The organism is Campylobacter sp. CFSAN093233, from assembly GCF_011068165.1.
GTDB classification, from domain to species: Bacteria; Campylobacterota; Campylobacteria; order Campylobacterales; family Campylobacteraceae; genus Campylobacter_D; species Campylobacter_D jejuni.
Genome location: NZ_JAAMWY010000007.1, coordinates 135,450 through 153,743 on the forward strand (window position 1 = coordinate 135,450; position 18,294 = coordinate 153,743).

Below are 18,294 nucleotides of genomic sequence, written 5' to 3' on the forward strand. Positions count from 1 at the left end.
AACTTAACAACAATGATAAAAAATTAAAAATGTAAAAAATGATTAAAAATAAAATTGAGTTTTAGAGTGAGAGTTGCAGTAGCAGATTAAAAGTATTGTCTTTACTTTTTTGTTGGACTGAATTTGAAATTTCAAAAATTTGTTTCATCTTTTCCTCCTTTGTTAAAATTAATACTTAATGTATCATATTTTTAGTAAATGTGTTTGTAAAATTCTTAAATTAAGAAAATTATTGATATAATTGTAATTTTAAGTAACAAAAAGGAAGTTGATGTTAAAAGAACTCTTAGAGATTAAAAAAGAAATGGAACCTGTTATCCACGAAGCCAATGTGAAATTAAATGTCCTAGCTCGTGAAGTCATAGTCCGAAAAAAAGAATACGAAATTTATGGGCCTATGGTAGATCGTGTTTATCTTGATAATGCCATTTATGTTAAAGTTATGTCAAGTGGACGCGATGTAAAAACAGACAATGTGACTATAAAAAATGGTTTTTATATGGTTTTTGTTGCCCCTGAAAAAGAAAGTACAAAAGATATCAAAAATAAACTCAAAGTAGCTTATGAAGGACTTGATAACAAATTTATCGCTACACTTATACGATCTTGCCAACGCTTTAAAGAGATCATAAACAAAACCCAAGCTACACTTGCTAAAGCTTCTAAAATGAATGTAGTAGTAAAAACGAATTTAGGTGAAGCAAGTGCTGCTCTAAAATTTAACATCACTATAGAATATACTAAAGAGAATCAAAAACTCACTCGTGAAAATTCAAAATCAGCAGGAAGTTTCAGAGATACTAAAACTTATATCAATCTTGTAGTAGAAAAAAATACAGATTCTCAAATTTGTGAAAAACTACTTGATGATGTTGAAAAATACTTTATCGGTGGAGGTTGATTTCATTAATGCAAGTTATAAAAACTTGCATTAGATTAAAATTTATAATTATATCCTAAATATACACCATAATTTGTTTGTTTAGGATCGTAAAAGTTTGAACCCACTTTATTTTGATAAAAATTTCTAGAATTATAATGAATTTGCTCTGCTTTAAAGCCTAATTCTATTTCATTATGTGGTGTCAAATCATATAAAGCACCTATTTTCGCTCCATAAAAATAACCGTCAAAATTTTGCGACAAAGATAAAAAGCTTGTTTTTAAGGTAAGATCTGTTCTTGCATATCCTCCATACACACCTAAAACAGCTCTGGTTTTTTCAAAAAGCTTAGGAGTAAAATCATAACCTGTTAAAAATTTATGTGTAGTAAAATCACCTTCGATTTGAATTTTAGGAGTTTTGATAAAATCACTAAATTCATCAGAATAATTATAACCAGCATAAATTCTATGATTTTCATTTAAACGATATCCAAGTTTTAGACCAAACGATGGTATATTACCTGAAATATCTCCATTAAAATTTTGCTTTGTATTCTTATGTTTTAACTCACTTTTTACTTGAGCATGCATCCAAGCTGCATCAGCACCTATAAAAAAACCAGAATTCTCATCTGCTAAAGCCAAATTTGAAAACAAAGTAGTACTTGCGATAATGCTTAATAATTTTTTATTCATAACCTAACTCCTTATAATAAAATTCGATCTAAAAAATTTAGATCTTTTTATATTATATATTCTTCAAAGATTAAATAAGAATTTTTGATAAAATACTTAATCTTTGCATAAAAATATGTTAATATTTTACTCAAATATTATTTTGGCACTACCATATCGCTACGACATTCTATCACCGTATGTACATTTCCACGCGGGTTAAAATCCCCCACAACTTTAATCCATTTTGGTTTTAATTTATCTTTTAAAGTATTGTAAATTTCATTGATACTTGCTTCATGTGAAACATTTCTATACATAAAAGTATTGATATAAAGTTTTATCGCCTTAAGCTCAACCACAAATTTATCAGGCATATACTCAAGATAAATCGTCGCAAAGTCAGGATAACCCGAACGCGGACAACAACACATAAATTCAGGTAAAGTGATTTTAATGATATAGTCATTTTTCGCATCATTTGGCCAAATTTCCATATTTTCTACATCAAATTCTTTGATTTCTTTTTCACCATAACGCATAGATTTTCCTTAAATTTAAATTCAAGCAAAAATTATAACAAAATAAGTTTTTAAAACGATTATGATACAGATAAGAAAATGCAATTTTATTGCAACTCACCCCTAGCAAGAGTGAGTTAGCAATAAATTGAAGGCAGTTCAAGCCTAAGCCTAGTATTACAAGACTACCAAGATAGGCTTGTAAAGCAAGGCTTGCTCCCTTAAAGGGAGCAAAAAACAATATTTTATAGAATACTAAGCTTAAATTATTGTTTAAGCTGGATTAGAGTTTGAAGCATTTGATCACTCGTTGAAATGGTTTTTGAATTTGCTTGATAACCTCTTTGAATGATAATAAGCTCTGTTAAAGAACGACTTAAATCCACATTTGACATTTCAAGAGCTGAGGTTTTCATTTCACCACGACCTCCTGTTCCTGCTTCGCCTACTACGATATTACCACTATTTGCAGTGACTTTAAAAAGATTTCCACCAATTTCCTCAAGACCTGAGTTATTTGCCACTGAAGCCATTGCTATTTTTGCTACAGCAAAGGTTTTGCCATTAGTAAATTCACCTAAGATATTACCTTTGTCATCCACACGGATAGCATCAGGTTTTAAGTTACCTGAAGTATAACCATCAGTTGCCTGTCCTGTTAGAGTTGAAGCAGAATTTGAGCTTACAAGGCCATCATTGCTTCCACTTGTTCCAAAGGAAAGTTTGATTTGTTGATTTGGTGCAGCACCGTTATTTGGTGAAAAATTTATCGTTTTTGGTGTATAATTAGCTAAAGATCCATCATTATTAAATCTTGCTGTTCCTACGATGATATTTGTAGGACCTTCACCTGTAGTGTTAATCTCTGCAGGTTCTGGTACACGGATGATCATTTGCCATTCATTACCCCCATCTTGAGTGGTGCTTTGCTTAACAAACTGCACTTCTAAAGTGTGTTTTGAACCTAAGGAATCGTAAATTTCAAGTCCTGCTGAAAAAGCAGAAAGCTTAAGTTGTTCGCTTTCTTTGATCTGACCTCCGACTGTTAAAACTCCGTCAAAAGCTTTAAAAATTTTAGTAAAGGCATCATTGGTACTTACAGTTCCTTGTTTATTACTATAAGCAGTTATATTAAAACTCATATTTTTTGGATTTGTTGTAGCAGCACCAGCACCAGCACCAGCATTAGCTGGTATAGTAGAAGTTTCATTTGCGTTAGAAATAGCAAAATTACCATTTTCAGTTACCACTACTTTTACAGCTTGATTGATATCATTAGCATCATATCCTGAACTTCCATTTCCATCATAGTCTACTCCATATCTAGCATCTCTTTGCAAAAGCTCTCTTAAATCTTCTGTGGTTCTAAAAGTTCTTTCAGTAGCATTTTTTAAACTTCCTTGTATAGCATCCCAATAATTAGCAGAAGCAGGATCTGTAGGTCTTTGATTACCATTAGCAATAAAATTTGGACCACCATCTGGATTATACATAGGAGGAATATCAACTGGGGTAGAGCTATAAATATATTTATGAGCCGTTATTATTTGTATGCTCTCTGCGTTACCATTCACATTAGCTGCTGTTGGAATCCATACAGAGTTAGCATTGTTTTTAGCACTTGTTGCTGTAAAATTATTATTTCCGGCATTCCAAGTGATTGCATGTCTTTCCCCTGCAGTATTAGCTTGATTAACAGTTAAATTAATATTTTTCATATTGTCAGTAGTACCATCGGCATTATCGTTGACAAATTCTATACCTGAACCATCTGCTTTTTTTACAGCTTTAACTCCTGTTCCATCTCTTGTATCCGTTGGTGCAGTAAAGGTATTGATATAAGCTATAGCTTCATCTAAACTTCTAATATTTGCATTTTGTATATTTACACCATTTAAGGTAATATCCAAAATTACAGCATTATCTTTATCACCCCAAAAAATAGATCCATTTTGATTAGTATGGTTATTAGGATCAAAAACATTAACATTAGCTGGCTTATCTGTAGTAAATTTTGCATCCGCATAAGACACCCAAATTCCTTGACCTTCTCTTAAATTTAAACCCTGTCCATTAGCATTAAAAAGTGATCCCGCATCCACACCCTTTTCCGTCACTTCTACAGCATTCTTAGAAGTCGTGTAAAACTGAGTAGTTCCTGTATCATTTTCATCTTCTGCTCTTTGGGTTTTAGTATTCCATCCATGAACAGAATCAAGTGCATAAAGATTTCTACTTGAAGTTCCTATATTTAAACCACTATTTAAATTCGCTTTGATGGCTACTTCTGTGGATTTTGCTGCAGGGATATGCATACCTGGATCGATAAAAATATTTTGTGGAGTTCTTGAACTATCTATAGTTTGATCATCCCAGTTGATATTCCACCCTTGAACTACAAAGCCGGCATTATTGACAAAATTTCCATAAGCATCAAGTTTAAAATCCCCGCTCCTTGTAAGATAGTTTGTAAGCCCCCCATCATCACTCACCATAAAAAAACCATCACCATTTATAGCCACATCAGTGTTTTTATCTGTGGTTTGAACTGAACCTTGAGAATGAATTCTAGTTGTAGAACTTACTGAAACGCCAAGACCAATTTGAAGTGGATTAGATCCACCTCTTCCATCAGTTGGAGCTGTAGCGATTTTCACAGTTTGGCTAAACATAGTCCCAAAATCTGCACGGGAGTATTTAAAACCAGTGGTATTAACATTTGAAATGTTATTACCTTCAACATCCATCGCAACTTGATGTGCTTGTAGTCCGCTTACGCCAGACCAAAGTGATCTCATCATCTTAAATCCTTTATAAAATATTGCTTTAAAAAATTTAACGCTTTGGCTTTAAAAAACTTTTGCGTTTATGTGAAGTTTACAAGCAAGTTCTGTTCCAACTTTTGAAATTTTTTATGAATTTTTTAAAAATTTATAGAAAAAATTTAAAGGTATTTTGGGAGTTTATGAAGCTTTGGGCTTTTGTGTAATAAAAATTACTAAAATCACACCCTAACTCTTAAATTTGCTGCATGGGTTAAAGCTACTGCAATAGCATCTGTGATATCCAAAGGCTTGATATCTTTACTAAGTCCTAAAAGCCTTTTTACCATAAAAGCAACTTGTTCTTTAGTTGCTTTGGCTTTTCCTGTAACGGCTTTTTTTACTTGTAAGGGAGTGTATTCTGCAAAATCTCCATGAATTTGAAGAATTTTTAAAGATAGGGCTCCGCGAAATTGTGCGAGTTTTAAAACGGTTTTTGGATTGTAAGCAAAAAAGATATCTTCTATAGCCACTTCATCAAAAGAATGATTTTTAAAAATCAAGTCCAAACCCTCGCAAAGCTCTGTGATTTGATACTGTAAGGTACTTGGCTTTATCTTTATAAGTCCTGCTTCTATGAGAATGTTTTTTCCTTTGTCAGCTTCTATGATAGCATAACCGCAATTTCTTGAACCTGGATCTATACCTAAAATTTTCAAATTCATACCTTTTGAAAAATAAAATACAAAAGCGGATTTTAACCTTTTTTTATGAAATTTAAGATAAAATTTATACATTATGCAAAATTTAAAGAGAGATTATGAATCCAAGCCAAATACTTGAAAATTTAAAAAAAGAATTAAGCGAAAACGAATACGAAAACTATCTATCAAATTTAAAATTCAACGAAAAACAAAGCAAAGCAGATCTTTTGGTTTTTAACGCTCCAAATGAACTCATGGCTAAATTCATACAAACAAAATACGGCAAAAAAATCGCGCATTTTTATGAAGTGCAAAGCGGAAATAAAGCCATCATAAATATACAAGCACAAAGTGCTAAACAAAATAACAAAAGCACAAAAATCGACATAGCTCATATAAAAGCACAAAGCACGATTTTAAATCCTTCTTTTACTTTTGAAAGTTTTGTTGTAGGGGATTCTAACAAATACGCTTATGGAGCATGTAAAGCTATAACACATAAAGATAAGCTTGGAAAACTTTATAATCCTATCTTTGTTTATGGGCCTACAGGACTTGGAAAAACACATTTACTTCAAGCAGTTGGAAATGCAAGCTTAGAAATGGGAAAAAAAGTTATTTATGCTACGAGTGAAAATTTTATCAATGATTTTACTTCAAATTTAAAAAATGGCTCTTTAGATAAATTTCATGAAAAGTATAGAAACTGCGATGTTTTGCTTATAGATGATGTGCAGTTTTTAGGAAAAACCGATAAAATTCAAGAAGAATTTTTCTTTATATTTAATGAAATCAAAAATAACGATGGACAAATCATCATGACTTCAGACAATCCACCCAACATGCTAAAAGGTATAACCGAACGCTTAAAAAGTCGTTTTGCACATGGGATCATAGCTGATATAACTCCACCTCAACTAGATACAAAAATAGCCATCATAAGAAAAAAATGTGAATTTAACGATATCAATCTTTCTAATGATATCATAAACTATATCGCTACTTCTTTAGGGGATAATATAAGAGAAATCGAAGGTATCATCATAAGTTTAAATGCTTATGCAACCATACTAGGACAAGAAATCACACTCGAACTTGCCAAAAGTGTGATGAAAGATCATATCAAAGAAAAGAAAGAAAATATCACTATAGATGACATTTTATCTTTGGTATGTAAAGAATTTAACATCAAACCAAGCGATGTGAAATCCAATAAAAAAACTCAAAATATAGTCACAGCAAGACGCATTGTGATTTACCTAGCTAGGGCACTTACGGCTTTGACTATGCCACAACTTGCGAATTATTTTGAAATGAAAGACCATACAGCTATTTCACATAATGTTAAAAAAATCACAGAAATGATAGAAAATGATGCTTCTTTAAAAGCAAAAATCGAAGAACTTAAAAACAAAATTCTTGTTAAAAGTCAAAGTTAAGTGAAAGGATGTGAAAAATAAATTCTAGAGTGTGAAAAAAAGAAATTAAGCAAAGTATGATAAAATACAAATTTGATTATTTTGCTTTGAAGAATTTCACAATTTCAACAAGCTTATTATTACAACGAATTTAAAATTAAAATAAACCAAGGAGAAAAAATGAAGTTAAGTATCAATAAAAATACTTTAGAATCTGCAGTGATTTTATGTAATGCTTATGTAGAAAAAAAAGACTCAAGCACCATTACTTCTCATCTTTTTTTTCATGCTGATGAAGATAAACTTCTTATTAGAGCTAGTGATTATGAAATAGGTATCAACTATAAGATAAAAAAAATCCGCGTAGAATCAAGTGGTTTTGCTACTGCAAACGCAAAAAGTATTGCAGATGTTATTAAAAGCTTAAACAATGAAGAAGTTGTTTTAGAAACCATTGATAATTTTTTATTTATAAGACAAAAAAGCACAAAATACAAACTTCCTATGTTTAATCATGAAGATTTTCCAAATTTTCCAAATACAGAAGGAAAAAACCAATTTGACATTGATTCAAGTGACTTAAGTCGTTCTCTTAAAAAGATATTACCAAGTATTGATACAAACAACCCAAAATACTCCTTAAATGGTGCATTTTTAGATATAAAAACAGATAAAATTAACTTCGTAGGAACTGATACAAAACGCCTTGCAATCTATACTTTAGAAAAAGCAAATAATCAAGAATTTAGTTTTAGTATCCCTAAAAAAGCTATCATGGAAATGCAAAAACTTTTCTATGAAAAAATAGAAATTTTTTATGATCAAAATATGCTTATCGCTAAAAATGAAAATTTTGAATTCTTTACAAAACTTATCAATGATAAATTTCCAGATTATGAAAAAGTTATACCAAAAACTTTCAAACAAGAACTCAGTTTTTCAACTGAAGATTTTATAGATAGTCTTAAAAAAATCAGCGTTGTAACTGAAAAAATGAGACTTCATTTTAACAAAGATAAAATCATCTTTGAAGGTATAAGTTTAGACAATATGGAAGCAAAAACAGAACTTGAAATTCAAACAGGAGTAAGTGAAGAATTTAATCTTACTATAAAAATCAAATATTTACTTGATTTTTTAACTTCTATAGAAGAAGAAAAATTCACTTTAAGTGTAAATGAACCTAATTCAGCATTTATAGTCAAATCCCAAGGACTATCAATGATTATCATGCCTATGATTTTGTAATAAAACAAGTAAAAGATAAAGGAAAAATATGCAAGAAAATTACGGTGCGAGTAATATTAAAGTCCTAAAAGGCTTAGAAGCTGTTAGAAAACGCCCAGGTATGTATATAGGAGATACAAACATAGGCGGACTTCATCATATGATTTATGAAGTTGTGGATAATTCTATCGATGAAGCTATGGCAGGACATTGTGATACTATAGATGTAGAAATCACTACTGAAGGAAGCTGTATAGTTAGTGATAATGGTCGTGGTATTCCTGTTGATATGCACCCAACTGAAAATATGCCAACTTTAACTGTTGTTTTAACTGTCCTACATGCAGGGGGAAAATTCGATAAAGATACTTATAAAGTTTCAGGCGGTTTGCACGGTGTTGGGGTTTCGGTTGTAAATGCACTCTCTAAAAAACTTGTAGCTACAGTTGAAAGAAATGGAGAAATTTATCGTCAAGAATTTTCAGAAGGTAAAGTTATCAGTGAATTTGGTGTGATAGGAAAAAGTAAAAAAACAGGAACAACTATAGAATTTTGGCCTGATGATCAAATTTTTGAAGTGACTGAATTTGATTATGAAATTTTGGCTAAAAGATTTCGTGAACTTGCATACTTAAATCCAAAAATCACTATAAATTTTAAAGATAACCGCGTAGGCAAACATGAAAGTTTTCACTTTGAAGGTGGAATTTCTCAGTTTGTTACAGACTTAAATAAAAAAGAAGCTTTAACTAAAGCAATTTTCTTTAGCGTAGATGAAGAAGATGTGAATGTTGAAGTAGCTTTGCTTTACAATGATACTTATAGTGAAAATTTACTCTCTTTTGTAAATAATATCAAAACTCCAGATGGTGGAACACACGAAGCTGGTTTTAGAATGGGTTTAACTCGTGTGATAAGTAACTATATAGAAGCAAATGCAAGTGCTAGAGAAAAGGATAATAAAATCACGGGTGATGATGTGCGTGAAGGTTTGATCGCTATTGTGAGTGTAAAGGTGCCTGAACCACAATTTGAAGGACAAACCAAAGGAAAACTTGGTTCAACTTATGTGCGTCCTATAGTTTCAAAAGCAAGTTTTGAATATTTGACTAAATATTTTGAAGAAAATCCTATCGAAGCTAAAGCTATAATGAACAAAGCCTTAATGGCAGCTAGAGGAAGAGAAGCAGCGAAAAAAGCTAGAGAATTAACGCGTAAAAAAGAAAGTTTAAGCGTAGGAACTTTACCAGGGAAATTAGCTGATTGTCAAAGTAAAGATCCAAGTGAAAGTGAAATTTATCTTGTGGAAGGGGATTCTGCAGGAGGTTCTGCAAAACAAGGTAGAGAAAGATCTTTTCAAGCTATATTGCCTTTGCGTGGTAAAATTTTAAATGTTGAAAAAGCAAGATTAGATAAAATTTTAAAATCTGAGCAAATTCAAAATATGATTACCGCTTTTGGCTGTGGTATAGGTGAAGATTTTGATCTTTCAAAACTTAGATATCATAAAATCATCATCATGACAGATGCGGATGTTGATGGATCACATATACAAACCTTGCTTTTAACTTTCTTCTTCCGTTTTATGAATGAACTTGTAGCAAATGGACATATTTATCTAGCACAACCACCTTTATATCTTTATAAAAAAGCTAAAAAGCAAATTTATTTAAAGGATGAAAAAGCTTTGAGCGAATACCTGATAGAAACAGGAATAGAAGGTTTAAACTATGAAGGTATAGGAATGAATGATTTAAAAGATTATTTAAAAATCGTTGCAGCTTATCGTGCGATTTTAAAAGATCTTGAAAAGCGTTTTAATGTGATTTCTGTGATACGCTATATGATAGAAAATTCAAATTTAGTTAAAGGAAATAATGAAGAATTATTTAGTGTAATCAAACAATTTTTAGAAACACAAGGACACAATATCTTAAATCATTATATCAACGAAAATGAAATTCGAGCTTTCGTTCAAACTCAAAATGGCTTAGAAGAACTTGTGATCAATGAAGAACTTTTCACTCATCCACTATATGAAGAAGCAAATTATATTTTTGATAAGATTAAAGATAGAGGCTTGGAATTTGATAAAGATATTTTAGAAGTTCTTGAAGATGTTGAAACCAATGCTAAAAAAGGTGCTACTATACAACGCTATAAAGGTTTAGGGGAAATGAATCCTGAGCAACTTTGGGAAACCACAATGGATCCAAGTGTAAGAAGACTTTTAAAAATCACTATTGAAGATGCACAAAGTGCAAATGATACCTTTAATCTCTTTATGGGTGATGAGGTTGAACCAAGACGCGATTATATCCAAGCACACGCTAAAGATGTAAAGCATTTGGATGTGTAAATTTATCATTGAAGAAATGATTTCTTCAATGAGTTTTGTTTTGTAAGAGTATAGCTAGAGGAATTCTTCTTCTTGTATCGTATTTTTCTCCATAATATTTTTCAAGATAATTTAAAATTTTTTCTTCATCTTCAGGTTCTATTTCCCAAAGTCCTTCACTATCTTGCATCCATCTTATAGCTGCTAACCAAGCTTTTCTACTTGCATGCATATTAGTAATGAGATTGGATCCATGACAAGCTAAACAATTTGCTTCCACTAAAGGTGAATCAGGATCGATAATCAATCCTGTATCAGGGTTAATTTCAAGATTTTGAGCCCAACTTGCACTTAAAAACAATGCTAAGATCAATATAATTTTTTTCATACTTAAACTCCATAAATATTAACTCTATGGCATGCATTATTGATATATCCTCCTGGATTCCACTGTGCTAAAACCATAGGTTGACTGTTACCTTGACTATCGATAGCTCTTGCCCAAATTTCATAATATCCTTTTGTTGGTATTGATATTTGAGCACTCCATTTTTGCCATGCTAATCTATTTAATGGTTTTTCTACCTTTGCTTTAGTCCATGTTACGCCATAATCATTGCTTATATAAACTTCACTAACTTCAAGTTCTCCAGCCCAAGCTTTACCTCTAACTTCAAATTTTTTATTTGCTTTTATTTCAGAACCATTTTTGATATTAGTAATTACAGATCTTATAGGCATTGATTCTATGATTTTCATCTCGCCTTTATAGTTAAAATCTCCTGGTTTTACCGGATTTACAGGAACTTTATAAGAACCTTCCATTTTTTCACCATCATGAATTTTATTTCTTACTGAAATTTTATAAAGCCATTTACCACTTGTACTTGCAGGGTAACCACCACAAACAAGTCTAAGTGGATAGCCATTGACTAAAGGAATATCTTTGCCTTCATAAGCCCAAGCTATTAGAGTTTCATCTTGTAAAGCTTTAGAAATAGGAACTCCTCTACTAATAGGTGAAGTTTCTTCACCATTTAATTTTGTATCTATGCCATAATATCCGATATAAACCGCATCATTTTTGATGCCACAATCTTTTAAAATATCTTTTAAACGTACTCCTGTCCATCTACCGCAAGCTACTGCACCATAACCCCATTGAGTTCCTTTTGTGCTAGGTATAACTTCGGATCTACCATTTCCACCGCATTCAACTGTTAAGGCATAAGTATAGGTTTTAAATTTCTTTTTTAAATCTTCTATGGTGTAAGATTTTTTATTGATAATGCTTTCTCCATCGATTTCTAAAGTCCAACCTTTGTGAAGTCTTTCTTTTATCGTTTCTAGGCTTGGTGGTAAGCCATTATTTCTAACAAAGAAATTTTCAGGTTTGGTAAAATCAGAATCAAGAGCATAAATTTCAGTTTCTGCTGTTAATGGTTTTTCGCCATGGTAGATAAGATCTTTTTTACCTTCTATTTTAAAATCAGGCAATTCTTTTGCCAAAGCCTTACTTCCTAAAAAATTCTCAAAAGAAAAATTTGACAATACACTGATGCCAAGCAAACCAAATCCTATATTTTTTAAGAAATTTCTGCGATCTTCTTTTTGATTGTTTTGTTTCATTGAAATATCCTTATATTTTTATGATTTTTTTATTTTATTATAAATTTTAGGAATTTAAATAATTGATTATATTAATCTTTTTGATTAAAAAAAATAATTATTTTTATAATTTTGCATATTAAAATAAAATCATTATATGTTCGAGTTTTATTACATTTTAACTAAGTTTTTTCTACAATTAAATTTTTAAAATTATTTAAGGAATAATTTTGACTTTACTTACTAATCCTATCATTATCAGTGTTGTTTTGATGACTTTACTTTGTTTGTTTCGTTTTAATGTACTTTTGAGTCTTTTGATCTCAGCTCTTGTTGCAGGTGTATTTTCTCATCTTGAACTCGTAGATACTATGAATATACTTATAAGCGGAATGAAAGAAAATTTAAAAACAGCTCTTAGCTATATACTTTTAGGGGCCATTGCCGCAGCGATTTCAAAGACAAATTTAACTGCATATTTGATTAAGATAGTAAGTCATTTTATATCTCATAAAAAATATTTATTGCTTTTGTCTATAGCTTTGATTTCTTGTTTTTCTCAAAATTTAATTCCTATTCATGTGGCTTTTATACCTTTGTTGATTCCACCTCTTTTAAGTCTTTTTAATAAACTTAAAATCGATCGTAGAGCGGTTGCTTGTGCTTTAACTTTTGGACTTACTACGCCTTATATGGTTTTGCCAGTAGGCTTTGGACTTACTTTTCAAGATCTTTTAAAAGATAATTTAAATGCAAATAATGTAAGTGTATCTTTAAATGATGTTACAAATACTATGTATTTCGCTGCTATTTGTATGATAGCAGGACTTTTTCTAGCGCTTTTTGTGTTTTATCGTAAGTCAAGAGAGTATCAAGAAGTAGAAATTGCTAAAGTGGATTTAGAAAATCTTGAAATGACGCGTAAAGAATGGGGTGTTTTAGCTGGGCTTGTTTTAACTTTAATTTTGCAAATTTTGACTATGAATTTACCTTTATCAGGGCTTTTGGGTTTTGTTTTAATGGTTATTTTGGGTGGAGTTGAATTTTCAAAAGTCAATGAAGTTTTTGATGATGGGCTTAAAATGATGGGTTTTATAGCTTTTGTTATACTTGTTGCTGCAGGATATGGAGAAGTTTTAAAAGAAAGTGGATCAGTAGTAGATCTTGTAAATTCAGTCGTTCCTTGGATGGAGCAAAGTAAATTTTTAGCAGTATTTTTCATGCTTTTAATAGGACTTATCATCACTATGGGTATAGGTACTTCTTTTGGAACTATACCTATCATAGCTACGCTTTTTTGTCCTATTTGTTTGGAACTTGGTTTTAGTACAGCACTTATTATATTTATCTTAGGAGTAGCAGGAGCTTTAGGAGATGCAGGAAGTCCAGCCAGTGAAACAACCATGGGAACTACTGTAGGATTAAATGCTGATAAACAACACGATCACATTAAAGATACTTGCATACCAACTTTTATTTTTTATAATGGCCCATTATTGATTTTAGGTAGTATTATCGCCATGTTTTTATAATTTTTACAAATCTATCAAAATATTTTTTAATTTATTTATTTTTAAGATAAAAATTATATCGATTTTAAAAAAATGTATGCTATAATCCTTATAAAGCTAACAAAATTTAAATCAGTCTTATAAGGAGAGCAAAATGGATTTAGAAAATATCCTAGAAAATAATCAAAGCATAGGTTTATATCACCCAAAGAACGAACACGATGCCTGTGGTATCGCTGCAGTTGCTAATATACGCGGTATTGCTTCTTATAAGGTTATTTGTGATGCTTTAGAAATTTTGATGAATCTTGAGCACCGAGGTGGTGCAGGAGCTGAAGAAAATTCAGGTGATGGGGCGGGGATTTTGATCCAAATTCCACATGATTTTTTTAAAACTCAAGAATTGGGTTTTGAACTTCCTAAAAAGGGTGATTATGCCGTAGCACAGATGTTTTTATCACCCAATACTGATGCAAAAGAAGAAGCAAAAGAGATATTTTTACAAGGTTTAAAGGATAAAAAACTTGAATTTTTAGGTTTTAGAGAAGTGCCTTTTAATCCTAGCGATATAGGTGCAAGTGCTTTAAAAGCTATGCCTTATTTTTTACAAGCCTTTGTGAAAAAACCAAGTAAAATAAGTGCAGGACTTGAGTTTGAAAGAGTGCTTTATAGTACGCGTCGCCTTATAGAAAAAAGAGCTATTAATGTGCCAAAATTTTATTTTTCAAGTTTTTCTTCACGCACCATAGTTTATAAAGGAATGCTTCTTTCAACTCAATTGAGCGATTTTTATCTTGATTTTAAAGATGTCAATATGAAATCAGCCATCGCTTTGGTGCATTCTCGCTTTTCGACTAATACCTTCCCAAGTTGGGAAAGAGCCCATCCAAACCGTTATATGGTGCATAATGGAGAGATTAATACCATACGCGGAAATGTTGATAGCATAAGAGCTAGAGAAGGCTTGATGCAAAGTGAGTATTTTGAAAATTTAGATGAAATTTTTCCTATCATAGCTAAGCCTAGCAGTGATTCTGCAATGTTTGATAATACTTTAGAATTTTTAGCTCTAAATGGTCGTACTTTAGAAGAAGCTTTTATGATGATGGTGCCAGAACCTTGGCATAAAAATGAAAATATGGAAAGCAAAAAGCGTGCTTTTTATGAATATCATTCTTTATTGATGGAGCCTTGGGACGGGCCTGCTGCTATAGTTTTTACTGATGGAGTGATTATGGGGGCGAGTTTGGATAGAAATGGTTTTCGTCCTTCAAGGTATTATCTTACAAAAGATGATATGCTCATACTTTCAAGTGAAACAGGGGCTTTAAAACTTGATGAAAAAAATATCAAAGCCAAAAAACGCTTAGAACCTGGAAAACTTTTACTCGTTGATACAGCAAGAGGTAGGGTTATAGCTGATAATGAAATCAAAGAGCATTATGCTAATGCTAAGCCTTATAAAAAATGGCTTAAAAATTTAGTTGAACTTGAAAAACAAAAAAGCGGAGTTTATAAACATCAGTTTTTAAAAGAAGATGAGGTTTTAAAACTCCAAAAAGCTTTTGGTTGGAGTTATGATGAGCTTAAAATGAGTGTGGCTGCTATGGCTCAAAATGGTAAAGAAGCTATAGCAGCTATGGGTGTAGATACTCCTTTGGCTATACTTTCTAAAACTTATCAACCTTTGTATAATTATTTTAAACAACTTTTTGCACAAGTAACTAATCCTCCTCTTGATGCCATAAGAGAAGAGATTGTTACTTCTACAAGGATTTATCTAGGAAGCGAAGGCAATTTATTAAAACCTGATGAAAACAATGCAAAACGCGTAAAAATAGCCTTGCCTGTGATAAGCAATGAAGAACTTTTTGAAGTTAAGGCTTTAAATAAATTTCAAGTTAAAGAATTTTCTATACTTTATGATTATTCTAAAAAAACTTTAGAAAAGGCTTTAGATGAGCTTTGCGTTAAGATAGAAGATGAGGTTAAAAAAGGTGTTTCCATTATCATTTTAAGCGATAAAGGAGTGGATGAAAAAAACGCTTATATCCCCGCTTTGCTTGCTGTTTCTGGAGTGCATAATCATCTAGTAAGAAAAAATTTAAGAACACACACAAGTCTTATTATCGAAAGTGGTGAACCTAGAGAAATTCATCATTTTGCATGTCTTTTAGGTTATGGTGCGACTGTTATTAATCCTTATTTGGTTTATGAGAGCATACAAAAACTCATTGTCAATAAAGATTTAAATTTAAGTTATGAAAAGGCGGTAGAAAATTTCATCAAGGCAAGTTCAAGTGGCATAGTCAAAATTGCTTCTAAAATGGGAGTTTCTACCTTGCAAAGTTATAATGGCTCTGCACTTTTTGAATGTCTGGGCTTAAGCTCTAAAGTGATTGATAAATACTTCACTTCTACAACTTCACGCATTGAAGGTATGGATTTAGAAGATTTTGAAAAAGAGCTCATTGCTTTACATAAACATGCTTTTAACGATACGCATAAGGCTTTAGATTCTAAAGGAATTCATGGTTTTAGAAGTGCTAAAGAAGAACATTTAATCGATCCACTTGTGATTTTTAATCTTCAGCAAGCCTGTCGCAACAAAGACTATAAAAGCTTTAAAAAATACTCGGCTTTAGTAGATGAAAAACAAGTTAATTTGCGTTCTTTGATGGAATTTGATTTTAGTGAAGCTATCAGTATAGATAAGGTTGAAAGTGTAGAAAGTATAGTTAAACGCTTTAGAACAGGAGCGATGAGTTATGGTTCTATTTCTAAAGAAGCACACGAGTGTTTAGCACAGGCTATGAATAAAATAGGTGCTAAATCAAATTCAGGTGAAGGTGGCGAGGATGAAGAACGCTATGAAATCAAAGAGGGTGTGGATAAAAACTCAGCCATTAAGCAAGTAGCAAGTGGGCGTTTTGGCGTGGATTTAAACTACTTAAGTCATGCAAAAGAAATTCAAATCAAAGTCGCTCAAGGTGCAAAACCAGGTGAGGGCGGACAATTAATGGGCTTTAAAGTCTATCCTTGGATAGCTAAGGCTAGACATTCTACTGCAGGTGTGACGCTTATTTCCCCACCTCCTCATCATGATATTTATTCTATTGAGGATTTGGCTCAACTCATTTATGATTTAAAACATGCGAACAAAGACGCTAAAATTTCAGTAAAACTTGTAAGCGAAAATGGCATAGGAACGGTTGCTGCAGGTGTGGCTAAGGCAGGCGCGAATTTAATCCTTGTTTCAGGTTATGATGGAGGTACGGGTGCAAGTCCTAGAACTTCTATACCGCATGCTGGAATTCCTTGGGAGTTAGGCTTAGCTGAAACGCATCAAACTTTGATCTTAAATAAGCTTAGAGATAGGGTAAGATTAGAAACTGATGGAAAGCTTATGAATGGGCGTGATTTAGCCATAGCAGCACTTTTAGGAGCTGAAGAATTTGGTTTTGCAACCGCGCCTTTGATTGTTTTAGGTTGTACAATGATGAGAGTTTGTCATCTAAATACCTGTCCTTTTGGTATAGCCACTCAAGATACAGAACTTAGAGATCGTTTCAAAGGCAAAGTAGATGATGTGATTAATTTCATGTATTTTATAGCTGAGGAGCTTAGAGAATACATGGCAAGGCTTGGTTTTGAACGCCTAGATGATATGATAGGTCGCGTGGATAAACTCCGCCAAAAAAGTGTGCAAGGTAAAGCAGGAAAGCTAAATTTAGATAAAATTTTAAAATCCTTGCCTACTTATAATAGAACCGCTGTGCATTTTAAAGATTATAAAGACAATAAACTTGAAAAAACGATTGATTATAGAATTTTACTACCACTTTGTAAAAATGCTGTGGAGAAAAAAGAGCCTATCAAACTTTCTTTAGAAGTAGGAAATCAAAGTCGTACTTTTGCAACTATGCTTTCAAGCGAAATTTTAAAAACTTATGGAAAAGATGCTTTAGATGAAGATAGTATCCATATCAAAGCTATAGGCAATGCAGGCAATAGCTTTGGAGCGTTTTTGTTAAAGGGTATTAAACTTGAGATTGTAGGCGATAGCAATGATTATTTAGGCAAGGGTTTAAGTGGTGGTAAAATCATAGCAAAAATTTCAAATGAAGCCACTTTTTCACCTGAAGAAAATATCATCGCAGGAAATGCTTGTTTATACGGAGCTACAAAAGGTGAAGTGTATTTAGATGGTATAGCAGGGGAAAGATTTTGTGTAAGAAATTCAGGGGCTTTGGCTGTGGTTTTAGGAACAGGCGTGCATGGTTGTGAATATATGACAGGTGGACAAGTTGTAGTTCTTGGAGATGTGGGTGCGAATTTCGCTGCTGGTATGAGTGGGGGCGTTGTTTATATCTTTGGAAGACACAATGAAGCTCATGTAAATACCGAGCTTGTGGATATTAAAGATCTTAATGCTAAGGATGAAAAAGAATTAAAAGCTGTGATAGAAAAACATATCACTTATACAGATTCTAAAAAGGCTAAAGATATTTTAGAAAAATTCGATAAAAAAGACTTTTTTAAAGTCATGCCAAGAGATTATGAAAAGATGTTAAAAATGCTTGATCTTTGTAAAAATGAAAAAGATCCAAATTTAGCAGCATTTTTGAAAATCACACAAAAATAA

At 31.9% G+C, this 18,294-nt stretch carries 12 protein-coding genes; 6 read left to right on the forward strand and 6 right to left on the reverse strand.

Features of this window, described 5'->3' with window-relative positions; translation table 11 throughout:
* Positions 1 to 271: 271 nt before the first annotated feature.
* The gene (locus tag FBF15_RS07070; protein ID WP_002853105.1) at positions 272 to 901 is read left to right on the forward strand and encodes a hypothetical protein; all 630 of its coding nucleotides are present in this window, start codon (positions 272 to 274) and stop codon (positions 899 to 901) included.
* Positions 902 to 936: 35 nt separating this feature from the next.
* Here the strand turns inward: FBF15_RS07070 and FBF15_RS07075 are convergent, their stop codons facing one another.
* The 4 genes from FBF15_RS07075 to ruvC form a co-directional block, all read right to left on the reverse strand.
* The gene (locus tag FBF15_RS07075; protein ID WP_002890434.1) at positions 937 to 1,581 is read right to left on the reverse strand and encodes an outer membrane beta-barrel protein; all 645 of its coding nucleotides are present in this window, start codon (positions 1,579 to 1,581) and stop codon (positions 937 to 939) included.
* Positions 1,582 to 1,718: 137 nt separating this feature from the next.
* On the reverse strand, positions 1,719 to 2,102 hold the full coding sequence (gene queF, locus FBF15_RS07080; protein ID WP_002834281.1) for a preQ(1) synthase: 384 nt from the start codon (positions 2,100 to 2,102) through the stop codon (positions 1,719 to 1,721).
* A gap of 245 nt (positions 2,103 to 2,347) precedes the next feature.
* Entirely contained in the window at positions 2,348 to 4,882 is a 2,535-nt protein-coding gene (gene flgE, locus FBF15_RS07085; RefSeq protein WP_038817104.1) for a flagellar hook protein FlgE, read from the reverse strand.
* Positions 4,883 to 5,085: 203 nt separating this feature from the next.
* Entirely contained in the window at positions 5,086 to 5,568 is a 483-nt protein-coding gene (gene ruvC, locus FBF15_RS07090; RefSeq protein ID WP_010891952.1) for a crossover junction endodeoxyribonuclease RuvC, read from the reverse strand.
* A 95-nt stretch (positions 5,569 to 5,663) separates the two neighbouring features.
* Between ruvC and dnaA the strand changes: the two genes are divergently transcribed.
* The 3 genes from dnaA to gyrB all read left to right on the forward strand — a co-directional run bounded on the left by dnaA (position 5,664) and on the right by gyrB (position 10,551).
* The gene (gene dnaA, locus FBF15_RS07095; RefSeq protein WP_038817103.1) at positions 5,664 to 6,986 is read left to right on the forward strand and encodes a chromosomal replication initiator protein DnaA; all 1,323 of its coding nucleotides are present in this window, start codon (positions 5,664 to 5,666) and stop codon (positions 6,984 to 6,986) included.
* 159 nt (positions 6,987 to 7,145) lie between these two features.
* Entirely contained in the window at positions 7,146 to 8,213 is a 1,068-nt protein-coding gene (dnaN, locus tag FBF15_RS07100) for a DNA polymerase III subunit beta (RefSeq protein ID WP_002872305.1), read from the forward strand.
* Between the two features lie 28 nt (positions 8,214 to 8,241).
* Positions 8,242 to 10,551 (forward strand): DNA topoisomerase (ATP-hydrolyzing) subunit B, encoded by a 2,310-nt coding sequence (gyrB, locus tag FBF15_RS07105; protein ID WP_002859723.1) that lies wholly within the window; start codon positions 8,242 to 8,244, stop codon positions 10,549 to 10,551.
* Between the two features lie 25 nt (positions 10,552 to 10,576).
* Here gyrB and FBF15_RS07110 read toward each other — a convergent pair whose 3' ends face one another.
* Both FBF15_RS07110 and FBF15_RS07115 read right to left on the reverse strand, forming a co-directional pair.
* Complete coding sequence (locus FBF15_RS07110) at positions 10,577 to 10,918, reverse strand: monoheme cytochrome C (protein ID WP_002853099.1); 342 nt, start codon at positions 10,916 to 10,918, stop codon at positions 10,577 to 10,579.
* 2 nt (positions 10,919 to 10,920) lie between these two features.
* Positions 10,921 to 12,159, reverse strand: coding sequence for a sulfite oxidase (locus tag FBF15_RS07115; protein WP_002888412.1), 1,239 nt, complete (start codon positions 12,157 to 12,159; stop codon positions 10,921 to 10,923).
* A gap of 203 nt (positions 12,160 to 12,362) precedes the next feature.
* Here FBF15_RS07115 and FBF15_RS07120 point away from each other — a divergent pair, with 203 nt between their 5' ends.
* Together FBF15_RS07120 and gltB are read left to right on the forward strand one after the other, a co-directional pair.
* Complete coding sequence (locus FBF15_RS07120; RefSeq protein WP_072227286.1) at positions 12,363 to 13,670, forward strand: Na+/H+ antiporter family protein; 1,308 nt, start codon at positions 12,363 to 12,365, stop codon at positions 13,668 to 13,670.
* Positions 13,671 to 13,803: 133 nt separating this feature from the next.
* Positions 13,804 to 18,294: a glutamate synthase large subunit gene (gene gltB / locus FBF15_RS07125; RefSeq protein WP_002908214.1), complete on the forward strand. Its 4,491-nt coding sequence runs from the start codon at positions 13,804 to 13,806 to the stop codon at positions 18,292 to 18,294.

Excerpts from the sequence above, each read along its gene's own strand:
- FBF15_RS07115 (WP_002888412.1), bottom strand. The coding sequence starts at position 12,159 with ATGAAACAAAACAATCAAAAAGAAGATCGCAGAAATTTCTTAAAAAAT.
- ruvC (WP_010891952.1), bottom strand. The coding sequence starts at position 5,568 with ATGAATTTGAAAATTTTAGGTATAGATCCAGGTTCAAGAAATTGCGGT.
- flgE (WP_038817104.1), bottom strand. The coding sequence starts at position 4,882 with ATGATGAGATCACTTTGGTCTGGCGTAAGCGGACTACAAGCACATCAA.
- FBF15_RS07110 (WP_002853099.1), bottom strand. The coding sequence starts at position 10,918 with ATGAAAAAAATTATATTGATCTTAGCATTGTTTTTAAGTGCAAGTTGG.
- gyrB (WP_002859723.1), top strand. The coding sequence starts at position 8,242 with ATGCAAGAAAATTACGGTGCGAGTAATATTAAAGTCCTAAAAGGCTTA.
- queF (WP_002834281.1), bottom strand. The coding sequence starts at position 2,102 with ATGCGTTATGGTGAAAAAGAAATCAAAGAATTTGATGTAGAAAATATG.
- FBF15_RS07070 (WP_002853105.1), top strand. The coding sequence starts at position 272 with ATGTTAAAAGAACTCTTAGAGATTAAAAAAGAAATGGAACCTGTTATC.
- gltB (WP_002908214.1), top strand. The coding sequence starts at position 13,804 with ATGGATTTAGAAAATATCCTAGAAAATAATCAAAGCATAGGTTTATAT.
- FBF15_RS07075 (WP_002890434.1), bottom strand. The coding sequence starts at position 1,581 with ATGAATAAAAAATTATTAAGCATTATCGCAAGTACTACTTTGTTTTCA.
- dnaA (WP_038817103.1), top strand. The coding sequence starts at position 5,664 with ATGAATCCAAGCCAAATACTTGAAAATTTAAAAAAAGAATTAAGCGAA.
- dnaN (WP_002872305.1), top strand. The coding sequence starts at position 7,146 with ATGAAGTTAAGTATCAATAAAAATACTTTAGAATCTGCAGTGATTTTA.